The organism is Microbacterium sp. Root322, from assembly GCF_001425645.1.
Classification (GTDB): Bacteria; Actinomycetota; Actinomycetes; order Actinomycetales; family Microbacteriaceae; genus Microbacterium; species Microbacterium maritypicum.
The window spans coordinates 1,118,558-1,136,950 of record NZ_LMCS01000002.1 but is presented as its reverse complement, the minus strand read 5'-3'; the positions used below and the strand labels follow the sequence as shown (position 1 = coordinate 1,136,950).

General features: G+C 68.9%; 19 protein-coding genes. 13 read left to right on the top strand and 6 right to left on the bottom strand.

Features of this window, described 5'->3' with window-relative positions:
- Positions 1 to 58 precede the first annotated feature (58 nt).
- The 3 genes from ASC55_RS10365 to ASC55_RS10355 are packed head-to-tail and all read left to right on the top strand — an operon-like array spanning position 59 to position 2,554.
- Positions 59 to 709: a hypothetical protein gene (locus ASC55_RS10365; RefSeq protein ID WP_055866634.1), complete on the top strand. Its 651-nt coding sequence runs from the start codon at positions 59 to 61 to the stop codon at positions 707 to 709.
- A complete protein-coding gene (locus tag ASC55_RS10360) occupies positions 706 to 1,062 on the top strand; it encodes a hypothetical protein (protein ID WP_017829767.1) in 357 nt (118 codons plus the stop codon). Before ASC55_RS10365 ends, ASC55_RS10360 begins: the two co-directional genes overlap by 4 nt.
- A 58-nt stretch (positions 1,063 to 1,120) precedes the next feature.
- Complete coding sequence (locus ASC55_RS10355; protein ID WP_055875077.1) at positions 1,121 to 2,554, top strand: MFS transporter; 1,434 nt, start codon at positions 1,121 to 1,123, stop codon at positions 2,552 to 2,554.
- Between the two features lie 45 nt (positions 2,555 to 2,599).
- Here ASC55_RS10355 and purB read toward each other — a convergent pair whose 3' ends face one another.
- On the bottom strand, positions 2,600 to 3,982 hold the full coding sequence (purB, locus tag ASC55_RS10350; RefSeq protein ID WP_051056563.1) for an adenylosuccinate lyase: 1,383 nt from the start codon (positions 3,980 to 3,982) through the stop codon (positions 2,600 to 2,602).
- A gap of 23 nt (positions 3,983 to 4,005) precedes the next feature.
- Positions 4,006 to 4,455: a low molecular weight protein-tyrosine-phosphatase gene (locus ASC55_RS10345; protein ID WP_017829763.1), complete on the bottom strand. Its 450-nt coding sequence runs from the start codon at positions 4,453 to 4,455 to the stop codon at positions 4,006 to 4,008.
- Positions 4,456 to 4,615: 160 nt separating this feature from the next.
- On the opposite strand from ASC55_RS10345, the gene ASC55_RS10340 reads away from it, so the two are divergent.
- Entirely contained in the window at positions 4,616 to 4,927 is a 312-nt protein-coding gene (locus tag ASC55_RS10340) for a hypothetical protein (RefSeq protein WP_127483231.1), read from the top strand.
- The gene (locus ASC55_RS10335; RefSeq protein WP_055875072.1) at positions 4,924 to 6,240 is read left to right on the top strand and encodes a hypothetical protein; all 1,317 of its coding nucleotides are present in this window, start codon (positions 4,924 to 4,926) and stop codon (positions 6,238 to 6,240) included. Before ASC55_RS10340 ends, ASC55_RS10335 begins: the two co-directional genes overlap by 4 nt.
- Before the next feature lie 11 nt (positions 6,241 to 6,251).
- Here ASC55_RS10335 and ASC55_RS10330 read toward each other — a convergent pair whose 3' ends face one another.
- Genes ASC55_RS10330 through ASC55_RS10320 form a run of 3 tightly spaced genes read right to left on the bottom strand, consistent with a single transcriptional unit; the run spans position 6,252 to position 7,278 of the window.
- Entirely contained in the window at positions 6,252 to 6,653 is a 402-nt protein-coding gene (locus ASC55_RS10330; RefSeq protein ID WP_055866628.1) for a phage holin family protein, read from the bottom strand.
- Between the two features lie 34 nt (positions 6,654 to 6,687).
- Positions 6,688 to 7,068, bottom strand: coding sequence for a type II toxin-antitoxin system death-on-curing family toxin (locus ASC55_RS10325; RefSeq protein WP_082524300.1), 381 nt, complete (start codon positions 7,066 to 7,068; stop codon positions 6,688 to 6,690).
- Positions 7,069 to 7,071: 3 nt separating this feature from the next.
- Positions 7,072 to 7,278 carry a ribbon-helix-helix protein, CopG family gene (locus tag ASC55_RS10320; protein WP_017829758.1) on the bottom strand — a complete coding sequence of 69 codons (207 nt, stop codon included), beginning with the start codon at positions 7,276 to 7,278 and terminating at the stop codon, positions 7,072 to 7,074.
- An 87-nt stretch (positions 7,279 to 7,365) separates the two neighbouring features.
- Between ASC55_RS10320 and ASC55_RS10315 the strand changes: the two genes are divergently transcribed.
- The 4 genes from ASC55_RS10315 to ASC55_RS10300 all read left to right on the top strand — a co-directional run bounded on the left by ASC55_RS10315 (position 7,366) and on the right by ASC55_RS10300 (position 12,026).
- The gene (locus ASC55_RS10315) at positions 7,366 to 8,433 is read left to right on the top strand and encodes a histidinol-phosphate transaminase (protein WP_055875069.1); all 1,068 of its coding nucleotides are present in this window, start codon (positions 7,366 to 7,368) and stop codon (positions 8,431 to 8,433) included.
- A gap of 116 nt (positions 8,434 to 8,549) precedes the next feature.
- Positions 8,550 to 9,677: a thiamine pyrophosphate-dependent dehydrogenase E1 component subunit alpha gene (locus tag ASC55_RS10310; protein ID WP_055875066.1), complete on the top strand. Its 1,128-nt coding sequence runs from the start codon at positions 8,550 to 8,552 to the stop codon at positions 9,675 to 9,677.
- Positions 9,678 to 9,688: 11 nt separating this feature from the next.
- Complete coding sequence (locus ASC55_RS10305; protein WP_055866953.1) at positions 9,689 to 10,654, top strand: alpha-ketoacid dehydrogenase subunit beta; 966 nt, start codon at positions 9,689 to 9,691, stop codon at positions 10,652 to 10,654.
- A 28-nt stretch (positions 10,655 to 10,682) separates the two neighbouring features.
- The gene (locus ASC55_RS10300; protein ID WP_055875063.1) at positions 10,683 to 12,026 is read left to right on the top strand and encodes a dihydrolipoamide acetyltransferase family protein; all 1,344 of its coding nucleotides are present in this window, start codon (positions 10,683 to 10,685) and stop codon (positions 12,024 to 12,026) included.
- 27 nt (positions 12,027 to 12,053) lie between these two features.
- Here ASC55_RS10300 and ASC55_RS10295 read toward each other — a convergent pair whose 3' ends face one another.
- Positions 12,054 to 13,274 carry an ROK family protein gene (locus tag ASC55_RS10295; protein ID WP_055875062.1) on the bottom strand — a complete coding sequence of 407 codons (1,221 nt, stop codon included), beginning with the start codon at positions 13,272 to 13,274 and terminating at the stop codon, positions 12,054 to 12,056.
- Between the two features lie 100 nt (positions 13,275 to 13,374).
- Between ASC55_RS10295 and ASC55_RS10290 the strand changes: the two genes are divergently transcribed.
- The 4 genes from ASC55_RS10290 to ASC55_RS10275 are packed head-to-tail and all read left to right on the top strand — an operon-like array spanning position 13,375 to position 18,276.
- On the top strand, positions 13,375 to 14,724 hold the full coding sequence (locus ASC55_RS10290; protein WP_055875052.1) for an ABC transporter substrate-binding protein: 1,350 nt from the start codon (positions 13,375 to 13,377) through the stop codon (positions 14,722 to 14,724).
- Positions 14,721 to 15,659 (top strand): carbohydrate ABC transporter permease, encoded by a 939-nt coding sequence (locus tag ASC55_RS10285; protein WP_055866606.1) that lies wholly within the window; start codon positions 14,721 to 14,723, stop codon positions 15,657 to 15,659. The genes ASC55_RS10290 and ASC55_RS10285 overlap by 4 nt, the downstream gene beginning before the upstream one ends.
- Positions 15,659 to 16,537, top strand: a complete 879-nt coding sequence (locus ASC55_RS10280) for a carbohydrate ABC transporter permease (RefSeq protein WP_055875050.1) — start codon at positions 15,659 to 15,661, stop codon at positions 16,535 to 16,537. Before ASC55_RS10285 ends, ASC55_RS10280 begins: the two co-directional genes overlap by 1 nt.
- Before the next feature lie 50 nt (positions 16,538 to 16,587).
- Positions 16,588 to 18,276 (top strand): glycoside hydrolase family 13 protein, encoded by a 1,689-nt coding sequence (locus ASC55_RS10275; RefSeq protein WP_055875047.1) that lies wholly within the window; start codon positions 16,588 to 16,590, stop codon positions 18,274 to 18,276.
- Positions 18,277 to 18,393: the final 117 nt, after the last annotated feature.

Here is an 18,393-nt window from a genome sequence, read left to right as displayed (position 1 = left end):
TGCGTCTGCGCAGCCCCGCGTAGACTGGGAGCAATACCCCGGAGGACTCTGGACCGTCATGTCTGCCCCTGCTCGCGCATTCACCATGCGCCACGTCCAATTGCTGCGCGCCCTGTTCGCCGCAGTCGCTGCGCTGATGATCACGTTCTCGTCCGATCACTCGGCACCCGTCGGTCTGTCCGTCTTCAGCGGCTTCGTCCTCATCACCGCCCTCGTGCAGGTGCTCGCGGCCTGGCTGGTCGTTCCCGCAGGGTCGCGCTGGTCGTATGTGCTGCTCGCAGCGGTCGGCATCGTCGCCGGCATGGTGAGCGGCATCCCGGCCTGGCGCTCCGATGATCTGTTCTTCGTCGTCGTGTCGTCCTGGGCGATCGTCAGCGGCGGCATCGAGCTGCTCGCTGGGATCCGGGCTCGTCGCACCGGCGGCATGCTGTCCCGCGACGCGATCTCCGTGGGGGCGCTGGGTGTTCTGCTCGGTGTCGTCCTGCTGCTAATCCCGGCCGGGTTCCTGCAGGAGTACACGATCGACAAGGCCGGCACATTCGTGCTCTCCGGCATCATCCTCGGTGTCGGCATGTTCGGCGGCTATGCGGCGATCGTCGCCGTCTTCCTCGGCATCGCCGGCCTCACGCCGAAGCAGATCGACGCCGCGACCGCGGCATCCGATTCGAACGACAGCGCCGCTCCCGCGGAGCACGGAGGAGAGCGATGAGCGACGAGAAGCCCACCCGCCGGGACATTCTGCGGCCCCTGCACCTGCTCCTCATCGCGGCCGGCTGCGGCGTCTTCGCCATGGTCGTCACGCTGGTCTCCACCGGTGCCTTCACGTCGCGGGTGAACGCGTCGATCGCGAACGGCACGTACGACGGGCTGACCCCGTTGGCCCTGGGCCTCGTCGTCGGCGGTGGGGCCTTCATCGTGACGCTGCTGATCCTCGCGATGCTGATCCTCGCCGTCGACCCGGCCGACGTCACCAAGACGATCGATCGTCCGGTGCTGTACGACGAGGAGCCCGAGGGAGACGACCCCGACTCCGAGGCGACCGGCCGCCGCGCCTCCTCCTGATCCGCGCGTATCGCGCACCGGTCGGAATATCGGTGCGACCGATCGGCTTGTCCCTGTAGTGACTGCCTCCGTCGACCGCGCCTCCATCGGACTCCGGTCGGAGCGAGGTCCCATCCTCGGCGCGCTCATGCTCGCCACCGGCCTCATCGCGATCGACGCCACGATCCTCGCGACCGCGGTGCCCAGCATCGTCCGCGATCTCGGCAGCTACCAGCAGTTCCCGTGGCTGTTCTCGGTGTATCTGCTCGCGCAGGCCGTGAGCGTGCCCATCTACTCCCGATTCGCCGACACCGTGGGCCGAAAGCCCATCATCCTCCTCGGCATCGTGCTGTTCCTGCTCGGTTCCCTCCTCTGCGGATTCGCCTGGAGCATGCCGGCGCTGATCGTGTTCCGCATCATCCAGGGCATCGGCGCCGGTGCCGTCGCCCCCATGGCGATGACCATCGTCGGCGACATCTACACGGTCGCCGAGCGCGCCAAGGTACAGGGGTACGTCGCGAGCGTGTGGGCCATCTCTTCGGTCGTCGGTCCGGCACTCGGCGGAATCTTCGCCCAGCTCGACGCCTGGCGGTGGATCTTCTGGATCAACATCCCGCTCTGCCTGATCGCCGGGTGGATGCTGCTACGCAACTACAAGGAGCAGAAGCAGACCCAGCGCCACAGCATCGACTACGCGGGAGCGGTGCTGCTCACGATCGGGTTGACCGCGGTCATCCTCGGCATGCTGGAGGGGGGCAACGCCTGGGCATGGCTGTCCGTGCAGAGCGCGCTCTGCTTCGGGATCGGGGTGATCGCCCTCGTGGCCTTCGGCATCGTCGAGCGCCGCGTCGCCGAGCCGATCGTCGACCTGCGTCTCGCGGCTCGTCGGCTCATCCTCACCACCACGCTCGTGTCGCTCGGCATCGGCGCGCTGATGCTCGGTGTCACCAGCTTCGCTCCGGCCTACCTCGAGGGATCCACCGGCATCGCCCCGCTGCTCTCCGGCCTCGCGGTCGCGGCGCTGACCCTCGGCTGGCCGCTCGCCGCGGCGAACGCAGGACGCCTGTATCTGCGGATCGGCTTCCGCCGCACCACGCTGATCGGCATGAGCATCACGACGGTCGCCGCCATCGCGCTGGCCGCCGTGGCCTCGTGGCCGAACCCGTTCGTGATCGCCGGCATCGCGTTCGTGCTCGGTTTCGGACTCGGGTGGAGCGCGGCGCCGACCCTGATCGCCGCGCAGGCCTCTGTCGGCTGGGGCGAGCGCGGGGCGGTGACGGGCATGAACGCGTTCGCACGGTCGGCCGGAAGCGCCGTGGGCGTCGCGGTGTTCGGCGCCATCTCCAACGCGGTCATCGCGCAGGGAGCGGGTCCTGACGACCCCGGCACGATCATCCATGCGTCGGTCTGGGTGTTCGTCGCGGTCGCCGTGACTGCCGTGCTCACCCTGATCGCCGCCGCGTTCATGCCGAAGGACAGGGTCGAAGAGCACTCCGGAGAGCCGGCTCCCTAGTCACGGGGCCGTGCGCTCGGAGTGCCCGTCGAGTGCGAACCGCGCTCAGCGGGCGAGGCGCTCCGCGATGCCCGTGTACGTCGCCGGGGTCAGCGCGAGCAGGCGCTGCTTGGCGGCGTCGCCGATCTCGAGACCCTGCACGAACTCGGCGAGGTCTGCGGCCCCTACCCGGTGTCCGCGCGTCAGCTCCTTGAGCAACGCATAGGGGTCCGTGATCGTGGAGCGACCGGCGACGACCTCGGCGCGGATGACGGTCTGGATGGCCTCGGCCAGAACTTCCCAGTTCACGTCGAGGTCGGCCAGCAGCACGTCACGCGAGAGCGAGATCGCGTTCAGGCCTCGGCGCAGGTTGTCCAGGGCGAGCAGCGAGTGACCGAACGCCACGCCGATGTTGCGCTGCGTGGTGGAGTCGGTGAGGTCGCGCTGCAGGCGGCTGGTGACCAGCGTCTGGCCGAGCGAGGCGAGCAGCGCACCCGAGATCTCGAGGTTGGCCTCGGCGTTCTCGAAGCGGATCGGGTTGATCTTGTGCGGCATCGTCGACGAGCCGGTGGCACCGGCGACCGGGATCTGCGCGAAGTAGCCGAGCGAGATGTAGGTCCAGATGTCGGTCGCGAGGTTGTGCAGGATGCCGCCGGCGTGACGCACGCGGTCGTAGAGCTCGACCTGCCAGTCGTGCGACTCGATCTGCGTGGTGAGGATGTTGAACCCCAGGCCCATGCCCTCGATGTACTCGCGGGCGATGGTCGGCCAGTCGGCGTCGGGGTCGGCCGCGAGGTGCGCGGACCAGGTGCCGGTGGCGCCGGAGAACTTGGCCAGGTAGTCGGATGCCGCGATCTGGCCGCGTACGCGCTCGAGACGCCACGCGAACACCGCGAGCTCCTTGCCCATGGTCGACGGCGTCGCGGGCTGACCGTGCGTGCGGGAGAGCATCGCGGCGTCGGCGTGCTCGACGGCGAGCTCGCGCAGCTTCGCGATCACGGTGTCGAGCGCCGGGAGCCAGACCTCTTCGACGGCGCGCTTCACGGTGAGGGCGTACGAAGCGGAGTTGATGTCCTCGCTCGTGGCGGCGAAGTGTGTGAGCTCGGCGATGCCGTCAAGTCCGAGCGTCGAGAGCCGGTCGCGCACGAGGTACTCGATCGCCTTCACATCGTGCTGGGTGACCGCTTCCTTCTCGGCCAGCCAGTCGATCTCGGCCTGCCCGAAATCGCGGTAGAGGGCGCGCAGGCGCTCCTTGTCGGCGTCGGAGAGCGGAGTCGTCTCGAACAGCGAGCGGTCGGTGAGTGCGATCAGCCACTCGACCTCGACCTCGACGCGCGCCCGGTTCAGGCCCGCCTCGGACAGGAAGTCGGCGAGACCGGTGACGGCGCCGCGGTAGCGACCGTCGAGCGGGCTCAGGGGCTGGGGCGGGAGCGAAGGCTGGAAAGTCAGGGGAGTCCTCCTGATCGGGCCCCTCAGAGGCGGGGCGTGCGGGGGAGACGCAGAGCGGGTTCGAGCTGACGGAACAGGCCCCGAGTCGCCGCCTCAATCATACCGAGCACGGAATCGAACATTTCCGCTCCCGCGTAGTACGGATCGGGCACATCGTGGCTCGAGGCGTTCGGGTCGAAGGCCAGCAGCAGGGTGACCTTGCCCTCCTCGTCCTCGTCGTGCGCCCACTCCCTCAGGATGCGCTCGTGGGTGCGGTCGAGCGCGACGACGAGATCGTTGTCGGCGAACGCCGCAGCGGTGAATTGGCGGGCGCGGTGCTGCGAGCCGTCGTAGCCGCGTCGGGCCAGCGAGTCGATCGTGCGGTGGTCGGCCCGCTCGCCGAGATGCCAGTCGCCGGTTCCCGCACTGCGCGAGACGATGCGCGGGCCGAGTCCCTGCCGTTCGGCGAGGTCGCGGAAGACGACCTCGGCCATGGGAGAGCGGCAGATGTTCCCCGTGCAGACGAAGATCACGCGGAAGGGATCCGGGGATGTCACAGATACATTCTGCCCGCCCTCGGGCGTCCTGCACAGCGCGAGCCGTCTCCCGCGACCTTCTGCACATCCCGAGCAGGCGTCGCTCTCTCCACCGGTCGTGCGGATCGGGTGGGGCGGGTGGCCCGTGATCGCGGATGCTGAGGCCATGTACTCGTTCGCGCACGACCTGTCCGGCGGCTCCTCCACGGCGTGGGGGCAGGTCCTGGCGTGTCGGGAGATCGGCGAGGCCCTCTCGACGCTCGAGGAGGCAGGAGCGACGCTGGTCTCGCTCATCGATGCGTCCGACTGGCGATCCGCGGGTCTCCGTGCGCTGAACGAGCTGCTCGCGCGAGTGCGTGATGACACCGCCGTCGAGATCGGGAACCTCGAGGTGAGGCGGTGGGAGCTGGGTGAGGGGAGCGCCGGATGAGGCGGATCACGAGTGCGGAGGCGTCGACGAACGCCGGGGAGCTGGAGATCGATCACGGCGGGGCGATCGCCGTCGACACCGAGCAGCTGCGCGAGGTCGGCGCGCGCCTGCGCACGGTGGCATCGAGGTTCGCCGAGGCACGCGAGGCGGTCGGTCGCGCGCAGGCGCTCCTCTCCTCCTCCGCACAGGCGGATCCGCACGTCGACCTCGGTGCTCTCCGACGCAGCGGCGACCAGGTGGGCAAGCTGGGTGCCGAGATCGAGAACGCCGGCACCGGAACGCTGCTGATGGCCAATGCGTTCGAGGTGGTCGAGCTGCGAGCACAGGCGGAGGCCCTCGCTCTCACCGACGCCGCGGCGGCGAACGAAGCGCAGGCGCGCGCCGACGAGATGGTCGAGGCAGACGCACGGCTGGCGACCATGGCGGACTGGCTGGTGGCGGGCTGGAAGCGGCAGCGCTTCGACGGGCTCGGCGACCAGTACGACCCGGACGGCCCGCTCCCGTCGGTGTTCGTGGCCGGCGCCCTGGTGGGCGTCGCTTCGGGGCTCGGCAAGGTCCGACCGGGCATGGTGCTGTCGGGGGTGACGGATCCCGTGCGGGTGACGCCGGTCAAGACCACGACTCCGAACGCGCCGACAGGCCTCGCTGCGGCCTTCCGGCGGGTACCAGGAGCGACCGCGCAGGTCGCGGTCGAGAAGTACACGATGGTCGGGGGCGCGACCCGGTACGTGGCCTACATCGCCGGGACTCGGAATTCGCTGCCGTGGCAGGCGGGGGAGTCGGAGCCGTGGGACATGAAGTCGAACGTCGAGCTCTATCAGGGCGGCCCGTCGGCGTCGTATCAGGCCACCCTCGATGCCCTCACGGCGGCGGGTGTGGAGCCGGGCGACCGGGTCGACGTGGTCGCGCACTCGCAGGGCGGGATGATCGCCGCCCGCCTGGCGATGGAGAGCGAGTTCGAGGTGTCGGTCATGATGACGGCGGGCAGTCCCACCGAGCCGAGTCTGACCGACGACCAGACTCTGCTCCAGCTGCGTCATACCGACGACGTCGTGTCCGCGCTCGCCGCGGGCGGGTCGGCGGAGGGGACGGGATCTCCCGACAGTTTCACCGCGTCGCGCGTCGGCGATCCGCACGGCGGAATCCAGGATCTGAAGCTGCAGACCCACGGCCTGGAGACCTACGTCGCGACGGCGGAGATGGTCGACGCGTCAGACGACCCGCGGGCCGAGGCCGTCGACGAGTACTGGGAAGAGCTCGGTGAAGCCGTGGAGGTCGAGCGTATCGAGTTCCATGCCGAGCGGGCGGGGTGAACCCGACCGACTCAGTCGCGGCGGTTCTTGCTCTGCGGTCGCAGGATGAAGCCGAAGATGCCGTTGATCACCGAGATGATGAGCGCGGCGAGCACGCCCCACCAGAAGTCGCCGACCGTCAGGCCCCAGCCGAAGCCGCTCGTGATCCACGCGGTCAACCACAGCAGGAAGCCGTTGATCAGGAAGCCGATCAGACCGAACGTGATGATGTAGAGCGGGAACGCGACGATCTTCACGATCGTGCCGATGATCGTGTTCACGAGCGCGAAGATCGCGGCCACCGCGAGCAGGGTCAGTACGAGCTGCAGCGTCTCGCCCGGCGGGAAGGCGGTGATCACGACCTGCAGGGCAGGGATCAGGGTGACGACCCAGAGGGCGAAGGCGTTGACGACGACGCGGATGATGAAGCGCATGGTCCGACCAGTGTCCCACGGACGCCCGCGAGTGTCAGCCTGCGGTGTCTTCTGCAATGTGTGCGGAGATGACCTGTGCGATCTGGTGCAGGTCCAGTCGGCTCTGTGCGACGTCGAGAACGAAGTCGAATGCCTCGTCGTTCGTGAACGTCACCTCGTATCCGTTGAGTCGGATGAAGATGAACGTGAGGTACAGAGAGATCCGCTTGTTCCCGTCGAACAGCGCGTGGTTCTGTGCGACCGAACTGATCAGCGCCGCGGCCTTCTCCGTGAAGGTCGGATACGCATCGACGCCGAACATCCCCGCTGAAGGGCGAGCGAGCGCGGAGAAGAGCAACCCTTCGTCACGGACGTGCAGTCCGAGCTTCGCTATCAGGGCGAGTGCCTGCGCCGGCTCGATGTACTCCGTCGCCATCGCTCAGGCGTCTTCGAGTCGCTTGAGAGTCTCGGCGTAGCGTTCGGTCACCTCGTCGGCGATCGAGAGCACGCGGTCTGTCTTCGACTCGCTGTTCGCGAACCGCGTCGCCGCCTCGATGATCACCGCGTGCTTCGAGGTGTGCCGGGCGCGTGCTATCGCCTCGAGCTGCGCGTCGAGTTCTTCCGGAAGTCGCACCGTCATGGCCATACCAAAATGGTACCACCGCACTTCACGCCTCGATGGGCCGCGTCCGAGCCCGCCGCCGCCCGCCGCCGCCCTCGTAGACTCGACCTCGTGACCGAGCCCATCCTGCCCCGCATCCGTCCCGCCATCGCCGCGCTCGCGCCGTATCGCCAGGGCAAGCAGGCAGGCCCCGACGCGTTCAAGCTTTCGAGCAACGAGAACCCGTTCGATCCCCTGCCCTCGGTGCTCGAGGCGCTGCAGAGCACGACGCCGATCAACCGCTACCCCGACGCCACGGCCGGGCGCCTGCGCGCGCGTCTCGGTGCCCGCTACGGGGTCGAGCCCGACCAGGTGCACGTCGCATCCGGCAGCGTGTCGATCCTGCACCAGCTGATCCTCGCGACCGCATCGGTGGGCGATGAGGTCATCTACGCGTGGCGCTCCTTCGAGGCGTACCCCAGCCTGCCGCTGGTGGCCGGTGCGACCGGGGTGCAGGTGCCGCTCACCGCCGATTCCCGCCACGATCTCGATGCGATGGCGGACGCGGTGACCGATCGCACCCGCGCGATCATCCTGTGCACGCCCAACAACCCGACCGGGCCGATCATCACCTCGGCCGAGTTCGCCGCCTTCGTCGAGCGCGTCCCGAACGACGTCCTGATCATCCTCGACGAGGCGTACACCGAGTTCGTCACGGCGCCCGACGCGGTCGACGGCCTCGCCGAGCGCGTGTTCGAACAGCACCCGAACGTGGTGGTGCTGCGCACCTTCTCGAAGGCCTACGGTCTCGCCGGCCTCCGCGTCGGCTATGCGATCGGACACGAGAAGGTGCTCGACGCCGCGCGCACCACCGGTATCCCGCTCTCGGTCACCTCCGCCGCGGAGAACGCCGCGATCGCCAGCCTCGACGCCGAGTCCGAGCTTCTGGAGCGCGTCGCCGTGATCGTCGAGCGACGCGCCCGCCTCTTGGAGGGCCTCCGCGCGCAGGGCTGGGACGTGCCAGACTCCCAGTCCAACTTCGTCTGGCTGCCCGCGGGCGAGCGCACCGACGAGGTGGCTGCGGCCTTCGTGGAGAACGACCTCATCGTCCGTCCGTTCTCGGGAGACGGCATCCGCATCTCGGTGGGCGAGGAAGACTCCATCGCCCGCGTGCTCGAGGTGGCAGCCTCCGTCCGCTGAGGCGGTCCCTCCTCCTGGTTCGGGCGGTTTTCCGCGGTTTTCTCCGGGTTCCCGCCAGTTACAAGGGCGTCCTAGGTATGCGTGACCTGGCATGCGGGCGCGGGTAGCGTGAGAGCGTGACCACCTCCGAGACACCCCTTGTGAGCGTTCTGGACGAGACCGGACGCTACGCGCCGTCCGCCGCCGCTGAGCGATACCTTCCCCTGATCGAAGCGATCGGCGACGCGGAACTCGAGCAGTTCTACCGGGACATGGTCGTGATCCGTGCGATCGACACCCAGGCGACGAACCTGCAGCGGCAGGGGCAGCTCGCGCTGTGGCCGCCGAGCCGGGGGCAGGAGGCGGCACAGGTCGGCTCCGGTCGCGCCGCCCGCGCGCAGGACACGATCTTCCCCTCGTACCGCGAGCACGCCGTGACCCGCATCCGCGGCGTCGATCCCGTCGACATCATCAAGCTGATGCGCGGCGTCTCGCACGGCGGGTGGGACCCGACCGACCCCAAGAACGGCAACACCCGGTTGTACACGCTCGTGCTCGGATCGCAGGTGCTGCACGCCGCCGGCTACGGGATGGGCCTCGTCTTCGACGGCCGCACCGGAACCGGCGATGCCGACCGCGATGAAGCGGTCATCGTCTACTACGGCGATGGTGCATCCAGTCAGGGCGACGTGCACGAGGCGATGGTCTTCGCCGCGAGCTACCAGGCGCCCACCGTCTTCTTCCTCCAGAACAACCACTGGGCGATCTCCGTGCCCGTGTCCACCCAGTCGCGCGTGCCGCTCGTGCAGCGCAGCGCCGGCTACGGCATCCCGAGCGTCCGTGTCGACGGCAACGACGTACTCGCCAGCTACGCCGTCTCCCGTGTCGCGCTCGACGAGGCCCGCGCCGGCAACGGCCCGCAGGCGATCGAGGCCGTCACCTATCGGCTCGGCGCCCACACCACGAGCGACGACCCGACGAAGTACCGCGGCACCGACGAGGAGCAGTACTGGGCCGGTCGCGATCCGATCGTCCGGATGCGCGCGTTCCTCGAAGGGCGGGGAGCGTCGGCGCAGCTGTTCGCCGACGTGGAGGCGGAGGCGGCGGATGCCGCGGAGGATCTGCGCGCCCGCACCGTGGAGCTCGGGCCGCCCAGCGCCGACAAGATCTTCGACCACGTGTACAGCGAGCCGCATCCGCTGATCGACCAGCAGAAGGCCTGGCGCGCGCAGTACGAAGCGTCGTTCGAAGGAGGAGCCCAGTGACTCTGGAGACGATGCCGCTCAGCAAGGCGCTGAACGCGGGTATGCGCAAGGCCATGGAGAACGACCCGAAGGTCCTGCTCATGGGCGAGGACATCGGCAAGCTCGGCGGCGTCTTCCGCGTGACGGAGCATCTGCAGCGCGACTTCGGAGACCGTCGGGTGCTCGACACCCCTCTGGCCGAGTCGGGGATCGTCGGCACCGCGATCGGCATGGCGATGGTCGGGTACCGCCCCGTCATCGAGATCCAGTTCGACGGTTTCGTGTTCCCCGCGTTCGACCAGATCACCACGCAGCTCGCGAAGCTCACCAACCGGCACGAGGGCGCGATCAGCATGCCCATCGTGATCCGCATCCCCTACGGCGGGCACATCGGCGCGGTCGAGCACCACCAGGAGAGCCCGGAGGCGTACTTCGCGCACACCCCAGGTCTGCGCGTGGTCTCGCCGTCGACGCCCAACGACGCGTACTGGATGATCCAGGAGGCGATCGCCTCGAACGACCCGGTGATCTTCATGGAGCCGAAGAGCCGCTACTGGCAGAAGGGCGAGGTCGAGCTCGATGCCTCCGCCGTTCCGCTGCACTCCTCGCGGGTCGTCCGCACGGGCAGCGACGTGACGCTCGTCGGACACGGCGCGATGGTCACCACGCTCCTGCAGGCCGCGGCGCTCGCCGAGGCCGAGGGCACGAGCTGCGAGGTCGTCGACGTGCGCTCGCTGTCGCCGGTCGACTACGAGCCCATCCTCGATTCGGTGCGCAAGACCGGACGCATGGTCTACGCGCAGGAGGCCCAGGGCTTCGGCAGCATCGGCGGCGAGATCGCGGCGACCGTGATGGAGCGCGCGTTCTATGCGCTCGAGGCGCCGGTGCTGCGCGTCTCGGGCTACGACACCCCGTTCCCGCCCGCGAAGCTCGAAGGCGCATACCTCCCGGATGCCGACCGCATCCTCGAGGCCGTCGATCGCTCGCTGGCATACTGACATCCCCGCTCGGCCGAAAGGACTCGTCATGAGCACGCAGAACTTCACCCTCCCCGATGTCGGGGAAGGGCTCACCGAAGCCGAGATCGTGGCCTGGAAGGTCGCCCCCGGCGACACGGTCGCGATCAACGACGTGCTCTGCGAGATCGAGACGGCCAAGTCGCTCGTCGAGTTGCCGTCGCCGCATGCCGGTGTGGTGGGCGAGCTGCTCGTCGCGGAGGGCACGACGGTCGAGGTCGGAACGCCCATCATCACGTTCGTCACGGAACCCGCCGCCGGTGCTCCGACTGCTGCTCCTGCCGCCCCGGCGGCGGAAGAGGGCGGCGGCTCCGTGCTGGTCGGCTATGGCACGGGAGGCGGGGCCACCTCGCGTCGCAAGCGCGCGGCCGAGCGCCCGGTGCGCTCTTCGGTCGGCGTGATCGCGAAGCCGCCGATCCGCAAGCTCGCTCGCGACCTCGGCGTCGACCTCACCGCGGTCGCCGCGACCGGCGCCGACGGCGAGGTCACCCGGGACGACGTCATGAAGCACGCCTCGCAGGCGAGTGTCTTCCGCAACATCGAGACTCCCGAGTGGGGGACCGTGCGCGAGGAGACCGTGCCCGCACCCCAGCCTGCTCCGGCTGGGCTCGCGCGAGGGCTCACTCCGACCCAGCCTTCGGCTGCCGGCGACGACCGCACCGAGTCGATCCCGGTCAAGGGTGTGCGCAAGGCCACGTCTTCGGCGATGGTGCAGAGCGCGTACTCGGCCCCGCACGTGACCGTGTGGAAGGAGATCGACGCCAGCCGCACGATGGAGCTCGTCAAGCGCCTCAAGGCCTCGCCCGACTACGCCGACATCCGCGTCTCGCCGTTGCTGATCATGGCCCGCGCCGTGATCTGGGCCGCCCGCCGCACGCCCATGGTGAATGCGGCCTGGATCGAGACCGAAGCCGGCGCCGAGATCGCCGTGCGCCACTACGTGAACCTCGGCATCGCCGCCGCCACCCCGCGCGGCCTGCTCGTGCCGAACATCAAGGACGCGCAGGACCTCGGCATGAAGGACCTGGCGCGGGCGCTGAACCGTCTGACGCTCACGGCGCGCGAGGGCAAGACCCCGCCGGCCGATCAGCAGGGCGGCACGATCACCATCACGAACATCGGTGTGTTCGGGATGGATGCCGGCACCCCGATCATCAACCCCGGCGAGGCCGGCATCGTGGCGATGGGCACCATCAGTCAGAAGCCGTGGGTCGTCGACGGCGAGGTGCGTCCTCGTTGGGTGACGACGGTCGCAGGGTCCTTCGACCACCGCGTGATCGACGGCGACGGCATGAGCCGCTTCATCGCCGACGTGGCATCGGTGCTCGAGGAGCCCGCGCTGCTGGTGGACTGACCCCGCGTCACGCGCCAGAGCGCCCGATCAGGCACTCGCGCGCAGGCGCTCCTCGGCCAACAGCGGCACGGCATGCTCCCTGGCTGCGCGGCGAGCGGTCGCGACGGCCCCGCGTGACACGACCTCTGCCCCCAGCGTCGAGGCCAGGATCTCGGGCGCCGGCAGGTGCAGCTCTTCGGGCAGGATGCGTCGGGCCGCGGTCAACACGGGCTCGATGCTCTCGGCGACCGCTCCGCACACGATGACCCGCGCTGGGTCGTACATGCTGCCGAGCACGCCGACGATGCGGGCGACGGTGGCCCCGACGCGGGAGGTGACCAGCGCGGCATCCGCGTCTCCTGACGCGGCGAGGGTCAGCACGAGCCGGGGATCGATGCGATCGGCCTCGACGAGCCGGCCGACCGCGCTGTCTGCGGCGATCTCGCCCTCATCCACCGCCGCGCGCACCTGATCCTGCACCGCGTAGCGGAGGCCGAACGCCGACCCCACACCGACGATGTGGTCGAACACGACGCCCTCGCCGACGCCGCCGTGCGCACCGTGCAGCACGTGGCCGTCGACGACCACGCCGCCGCCGAACCGCTCGCTCGCGAGCAGGGCGACATAGTCGCGGCACCCGATAGCTGCGCCCTCAGCGCCCTCGGCGATGGCGGCGAGCTGTGCGTCGTTCTTGATCTGGACGACCGGAGCCCAGTCGCGCAGGGCCTCGGCGAGGCCCGGGTTGGTGCGCTCCCAGAAGCCGTCGGGGTGGGGAGGGGAGATGCCGTCGCGGTTCACGGGGGCGGCGACGCCGACGCACACCGCGAGCACCTGGTCGCGCGTCACCTCGGCCTCGGCGAGCGCATCGCCCAGGCGCTCGAGGATCGTCGCGCGCCTCTCGGCGGCCGACTGCGACGGCTCGAACTCGACGCGATGATGCACGAGGGTCCGGTCGAGGGGATCGGCGACGGTGACGGCGAGGTGGGTGTCTCCCGCATCCACCCCGATCACGACGCCGAGGTCGGGGGCCAGCACGAAGCGGCGCGAGGGGCGACCTGCGCGGTAGGTGCCGGCCGCGCGGGCGTTCGGGAGCTCGCGCAGCACGTCGGCGCCGACGAGCGTGTCGATCGCATCGATCGCGGTCGAGCGGGTGAGGGAGGTGCCCGCCATCGCCTCGGTCGCGGTGAACTCACCGGCCGTCCAGGCGAAGTCGAGGATGGCGCCGACGCTCGCGCGCCCTGTTCCCAGGTCTGCGGAGACTTCTGTCATGGCACTTGACCTCCCTGTCTTCCAATGAGAGAGTACCCTTCGGCAGAGTAAATTCGCTCACTAGATTTAGTACGCGGATCTACACGACGGAAGGACGACGGTGTCTGAGAGACGAACACACGCGGTGCGAGCGGTGGCCGCGGCCCTGGGGGTCACCCTGGTCGGCACGGCGCTGGCAGGCTGTGCCGCCGGCACGGGAGCGGAGACCATCCGCTTCACGTTCAGCAAGCGCGAGGCGATCGAGTTCATGACCGCCCTCGTCGCCGAGTACAACTCCTCGCAGAGCGATGTGAAGGTCGAGATCGACACCTCGGGCGTCGATGTCGTCTCGGCGAGCTTCGTGCGGGGCAATCCGCCCGACATCATGCTCGCCAACTACAACTACGAGATCGCGCGCTTCGTGCAGCGCTGCGCGCTCACCGACCTCTCCGAGACGGACGCCGCCGCCGGCATCCGCGACGACCTGCAGCCGCTCATGGACCAGTACGGATCCTGCGAGGGTCGCACGAGCGCGCTGCCGTACTCGGTGATGGCCGCATCCGTCATCTACAACAAGGAGATCTTCCAGGCGCAGGGCCTCGAGGTTCCGCAGACCTGGGACGAGCTGCTCGCCGTGTGCGACCAGCTGAAGGCCGCCGGCATCGATCCGTTCTACGGCACGTTCAAGGACGACTGGACCGTGGGGCAGGGGTGGTACGACTACTCCGCCGGCGGCTCGGTCGACGTGGTCGACTTCTTCGACGCGCTCGCCGCCGAGGGAGCGGATGTGGGACCCGACTCCGACGTCTCGTTCTCGAAGGACTTCACCGAGCCGATGGACAGGATGCTGCAGCTCGCGAACGACTACACGAACGCGGATGCCCCGAGTCGCGGCTACGGCGACGGCAACCTCGCCTTCGGCAAGGGCGAGGCGGCGATGTACCTGCAGGGCCCGTGGGCCTTCAGCGAGATCGCGAAGACCGCGCCCGACCTGCAGCTGGGCACCTTCCCGCTGCCGATGACGAACGACCCCGCCGACCTCGGCGTGCGCGTCAACATGGACCTCGCCGCGATGATCCCGGAGGGCTCGCACCACAAGGAGGCCGCCCGCGACTTCCTCGAGTTCCTCTACGAGCCGCAGAACATCGAGGAGTACAACGCCTCGCAGCTCGGCTTCACCCCCACGAAGGGCGCTTCCGCCCCCGACGACCCCCGGGTCGAGGGCATGGTCGAGTACTACGACAACGGGCAGATCTATCAGGGCCCCTCGGTGCTCGTACCCAAGACGCTTCCGATGATGAACTACGCGCAGGCGATGGTGCTCGGCGCCGCTCCGAACTCCATCCTGCGCACGATGGACGCGGACTGGGCCCGCATCGCCTTCCGCGCGCCGATCCCCTCGACGAAGGACACCGCGTCCGCGTCGGGCGACCCATCCGCTTCCGGCGAGACAGAGGAGTCCGCGCCATGAGCACCACCACCCCCACCGCACCCGCCGACAGCACGACCCTCATCGTCACCGGCGGCGACCGAAAGCTCCGCCGGCACACGCGTCGCGTCGAGCCGATCTATTACCTGTTCCTGCTGCCGACGCTCGCGCTCTTCACGCTCGCGATCACGGTGCCGGGTGTCATCGGCATCTTCTTCAGCTTCACCGACTCCATCGGCATCGGCGAGTGGAGCTTCAACGGGCTGACGAACTACATCGCGCTGTTCAGCGATCCGTCGATCCTGCAGAGCTACCTGTTCACCTTCGGGTTCTCCATCGCCACGGTCATCGTCGTGAACGTGGTCGCGTTCCTGCTGGCGGTCGGGCTCACCTCGCGCATCCGGTTCAAGACGGGCCTGCGCACGATCTTCGTCATCCCGATGGTGATCTCGGGCATCATCATCGCCTACGTCTTCAACTTCCTGTTCTCCAACTCGATCCCCGCGGCGGGCGCGGCAGCCGGCATCCCGTGGCTCGAGACGAGCCTGCTCGCCAACCCCGACCTCGCCTGGATCGCGATCGTCGTCGTCACCGCCTGGCAGGCCGTGCCCGGCACCCTGCTGATCTACATCGCGGGCCTCCTGTCGGTACCCGGCGAGGTCTACGAGGCGGCCAGCATCGACGGTGCCAGCAAGACGCAGCAGCTCACCCGCATCACGCTCCCGCTGGTGGCGGGGTACGTGGTGATCAACGTGATCCTCGGATTCAAGGGCTTCCTGAACGCCTACGACATCATCGTCGGCCTGACGAACGGCGGCCCCGGCACCTCGACCCGCAGCGTCGCCATGACGATCATCGCGGGCTTCAACGGCGGCGACTACGCCTACCAGATGGCCAACGCGACCATCTTCTTCATCGTCGCCGTGCTCATCTCCCTCCTCCAGCTGTCGCTGACGCGCGGAAGGAACGCACTCTGATGTCGACGCAGACACTCACCACCATCCCCACCTCGGGCAAGAAGCGCCGCGTGCGCATGGAGCGGGTGAACTGGTCGGGCACGATCATCCTGATCCTGTGCGCCGTCACCGTCCTCCTGCCGCTGTACGTGACCATCTCGATGGCCCTCAAGACCACGGGCCAGGCGGTCGACGGCAACGCCTTCTCGCTCCCGGCCCCGTTCAGCTTCGACGGCTTCGTCGAGGCATGGACCCTGACGAAGTTCCCCGTCGGTGCCGGTATCTCACTGCTGGTCACCGCCGGCACCGTGATCGCGACGATCGTGCTGGCGGCCTTCGCCTCGTACGCGATCGTGCGCAACTGGGACCGCCGGCTGTTCCGCTACTCGTTCTTCTACCTGCTCGCGGCGATGTTCATCCCGTTCCCCGTCGTGGCGCTGCCGCAGATCCAGCTCACCGGACGCGTCGGGCTCGACAACCCGTTCGGGGTGATCATCCTCGCGACCATGTTCCAGCTGAGCTTCAGCGTGCTGCTGTTCACCGCGTTCCTGAGGTCGATCCCGATCGAGCTGGAGGAGAGCGCCCGTATCGACGGCGCGACGACCTGGCAGACCTTCTGGAAGCTGATCTTCCCCCTGCTCGCCCCCATGAGCGCCACCGTCGGCATCTTCGCGTTCCTGTACGCCTGGAACGACTTCATGATGCCGTCGCTCATCATCGCCGACCCGGCGCTGCAGACGCTGCCCGTGCGGCAGAACCTGTTCCAGAACCAGTTCAGCAACAACTACAACGTCGCGTTCGCCTCGTACCTGATGGCGATGGCGCCCGCGATCGTGGCCTACCTGTTCACCCAGAGATGGGTCATGGAAGGCGTCACGCAGGGCGCCGTCAAGGGCTGACGCTCACCGAAGCCCCCGACCCCCGGAAAGAAAGAAGGAGTTCCCCCCTCATGACCGACGCGCTTCTCGTCGAGACCCGCACCGCCCCAGACGCCGCCTGGTGGCGTCAGGCGGCCGTCTACCAGATCTACCCGCGCAGCTTCGCCGACGCGAACGGTGATGGGATCGGCGACATCCCGGGCATCGTCTCGCGGGCCGATTACCTCCGCGATCTCGGCATCGATGCGGTCTGGCTGAGCCCGTTCTATCCGTCTGCGCTCGCCGACGGCGGATACGACGTCGCCGATTACCGCGACGTCGACCCGCGGTTGGGCACCCTCGCCGACTTCGACGACATGGTCGAGGCGCTGCACTCCCGCGGCATCCGGGTGATCGTCGACATCGTCCCGAACCACTCCTCCGACCAGCACGAATGGTTCCAGGAGGCGCTCGCCGCCGGTCGCGGCTCGGCCGCGCGCGATCGCTACATCTTCCGTGAGGGCACCGGCCCCGACGGCTCCGAGCCGCCGACCGACTGGGACTCGGTGTTCGGCGGCAGCGCGTGGGAGCGGGTCGAAGACGGGCAGTGGTACCTGCACAACTTCGCCGTGGAGCAGCCCGACCTCAACTGGGATCACCCCGAGGTGCGCGCCGACTTCCTGAAGACGCTGCGCTTCTGGTCGGACCGGGGAGTGGACGGATTCCGCATCGACGTCGCTCACATGCTCACGAAGGACCTCAGCGAGCCGCTGCCCTCGCGCGCCGAGCTCGACGCGATGGACCGCACCTCGGGCACGCATCCGATGATCGACCGCGACGACGTGCACGAGATCTACGCCGAGTGGCGTGCGGTGTTCGACGAGTACGACCCTCCGCGCACGGCCGTCGCCGAGGCCTGGGTGGAGACACCGGAGCGCCGCGCGAAGTACGCCTCGGCGGAGGGTCTCGGACAGGCGTTCAACTTCGACCTGCTGGTGGCCGACTACGACGCGGCGCAGTTCCGGAGCATCATCGCCGACAACCTGCAGCAGGCGCAGGCGACCGGATCGTCGACCACCTGGGTGCTGTCGAACCACGACGTCACCCGGCACGCCACCCGCTACGGACTCCCGGCGCTGAACGGCCGCCCGGTCAAGCAGGGCACCGAGTGGGTCAAGGCCGGTGGCCCGGCAGAGGGCCTCGATCGTGACGGCGGGCTCCGCAGGGCGCACGCGGCGACCCTGCTGCTGCTCGGTCTTCCCGGCAGCACCTACCTCTACCAGGGGGAGGAGCTCGGGCTGCACGAGGTGGCGCAGATCACCCCGGAGCAGCGTCAGGACCCCGGTTTCTTCCGCGGTGCCGAGTTCGACGGTCTGGGCCGCGACGGATGCCGCGTACCGCTGCCGTGGACCGCGGAGGGCTCGTCCCTGGGCTTCGGCGCGGGCGGTGCACACCTCCCGCAGCCGGCATGGTTCGCGCAGTACGCGGTCGACGTCGAGGCGGCCGACCCGTCGTCGACGCTGTCGCTGTACCGGGAGGCTCTGCGCCTGCGGCGCCTGCTGCAGGCCGACGAGACGCTGGAGTGGATCGACACCGGACGCGCCGACGTGCTGCGCTTCGCCCGGCCGAACGGGTGGCAGGTGGTGTCGAACTTCGGTGCCGAGCCATTCGACCTGGGTGCGGACGCCGCCGACGCGGTGCTCGCAAGCCTTCCGCTCGAGGGTTCCGCGCTTCCCGGTGAGTCCACCGCCTGGATCGCACCGGCCGCCCTGCGCGCCTGAGTTCCGCCCACATCTGCGCCGAGACCCATCGCGCTCGCCGAGACCCATCGCCCCGGTCGTCTGCGGCGATGGGTCTCGGCGCGCGGAGTGGGTCTCGGTGAGATGGGCGAGGGAGAA

What these genes read in the sequence shown, in the direction of transcription:
- ASC55_RS10365 (WP_055866634.1), top strand. Translation starts at nt 59, where the DNA reads ATGTCTGCCCCTGCTCGCGCATTCACCATGCGCCACGTCCAATTGCTG.
- ASC55_RS10360 (WP_017829767.1), top strand. Translation starts at nt 706, where the DNA reads ATGAGCGACGAGAAGCCCACCCGCCGGGACATTCTGCGGCCCCTGCAC.
- ASC55_RS10345 (WP_017829763.1), bottom strand. Translation starts at nt 4,455, where the DNA reads ATGGCCGAGGTCGTCTTCCGCGACCTCGCCGAACGGCAGGGACTCGGC.
- ASC55_RS10335 (WP_055875072.1), top strand. Translation starts at nt 4,924, where the DNA reads ATGAGGCGGATCACGAGTGCGGAGGCGTCGACGAACGCCGGGGAGCTG.
- ASC55_RS10330 (WP_055866628.1), bottom strand. Translation starts at nt 6,653, where the DNA reads ATGCGCTTCATCATCCGCGTCGTCGTCAACGCCTTCGCCCTCTGGGTC.
- ASC55_RS10325 (WP_082524300.1), bottom strand. Translation starts at nt 7,068, where the DNA reads ATGGCGACGGAGTACATCGAGCCGGCGCAGGCACTCGCCCTGATAGCG.
- ASC55_RS10320 (WP_017829758.1), bottom strand. Translation starts at nt 7,278, where the DNA reads ATGGCCATGACGGTGCGACTTCCGGAAGAACTCGACGCGCAGCTCGAG.
- ASC55_RS10305 (WP_055866953.1), top strand. Translation starts at nt 9,689, where the DNA reads ATGCCGCTCAGCAAGGCGCTGAACGCGGGTATGCGCAAGGCCATGGAG.
- ASC55_RS10300 (WP_055875063.1), top strand. Translation starts at nt 10,683, where the DNA reads ATGAGCACGCAGAACTTCACCCTCCCCGATGTCGGGGAAGGGCTCACC.
- ASC55_RS10295 (WP_055875062.1), bottom strand. Translation starts at nt 13,274, where the DNA reads ATGACAGAAGTCTCCGCAGACCTGGGAACAGGGCGCGCGAGCGTCGGC.
- ASC55_RS10285 (WP_055866606.1), top strand. Translation starts at nt 14,721, where the DNA reads ATGAGCACCACCACCCCCACCGCACCCGCCGACAGCACGACCCTCATC.
- ASC55_RS10280 (WP_055875050.1), top strand. Translation starts at nt 15,659, where the DNA reads ATGTCGACGCAGACACTCACCACCATCCCCACCTCGGGCAAGAAGCGC.
- ASC55_RS10275 (WP_055875047.1), top strand. Translation starts at nt 16,588, where the DNA reads ATGACCGACGCGCTTCTCGTCGAGACCCGCACCGCCCCAGACGCCGCC.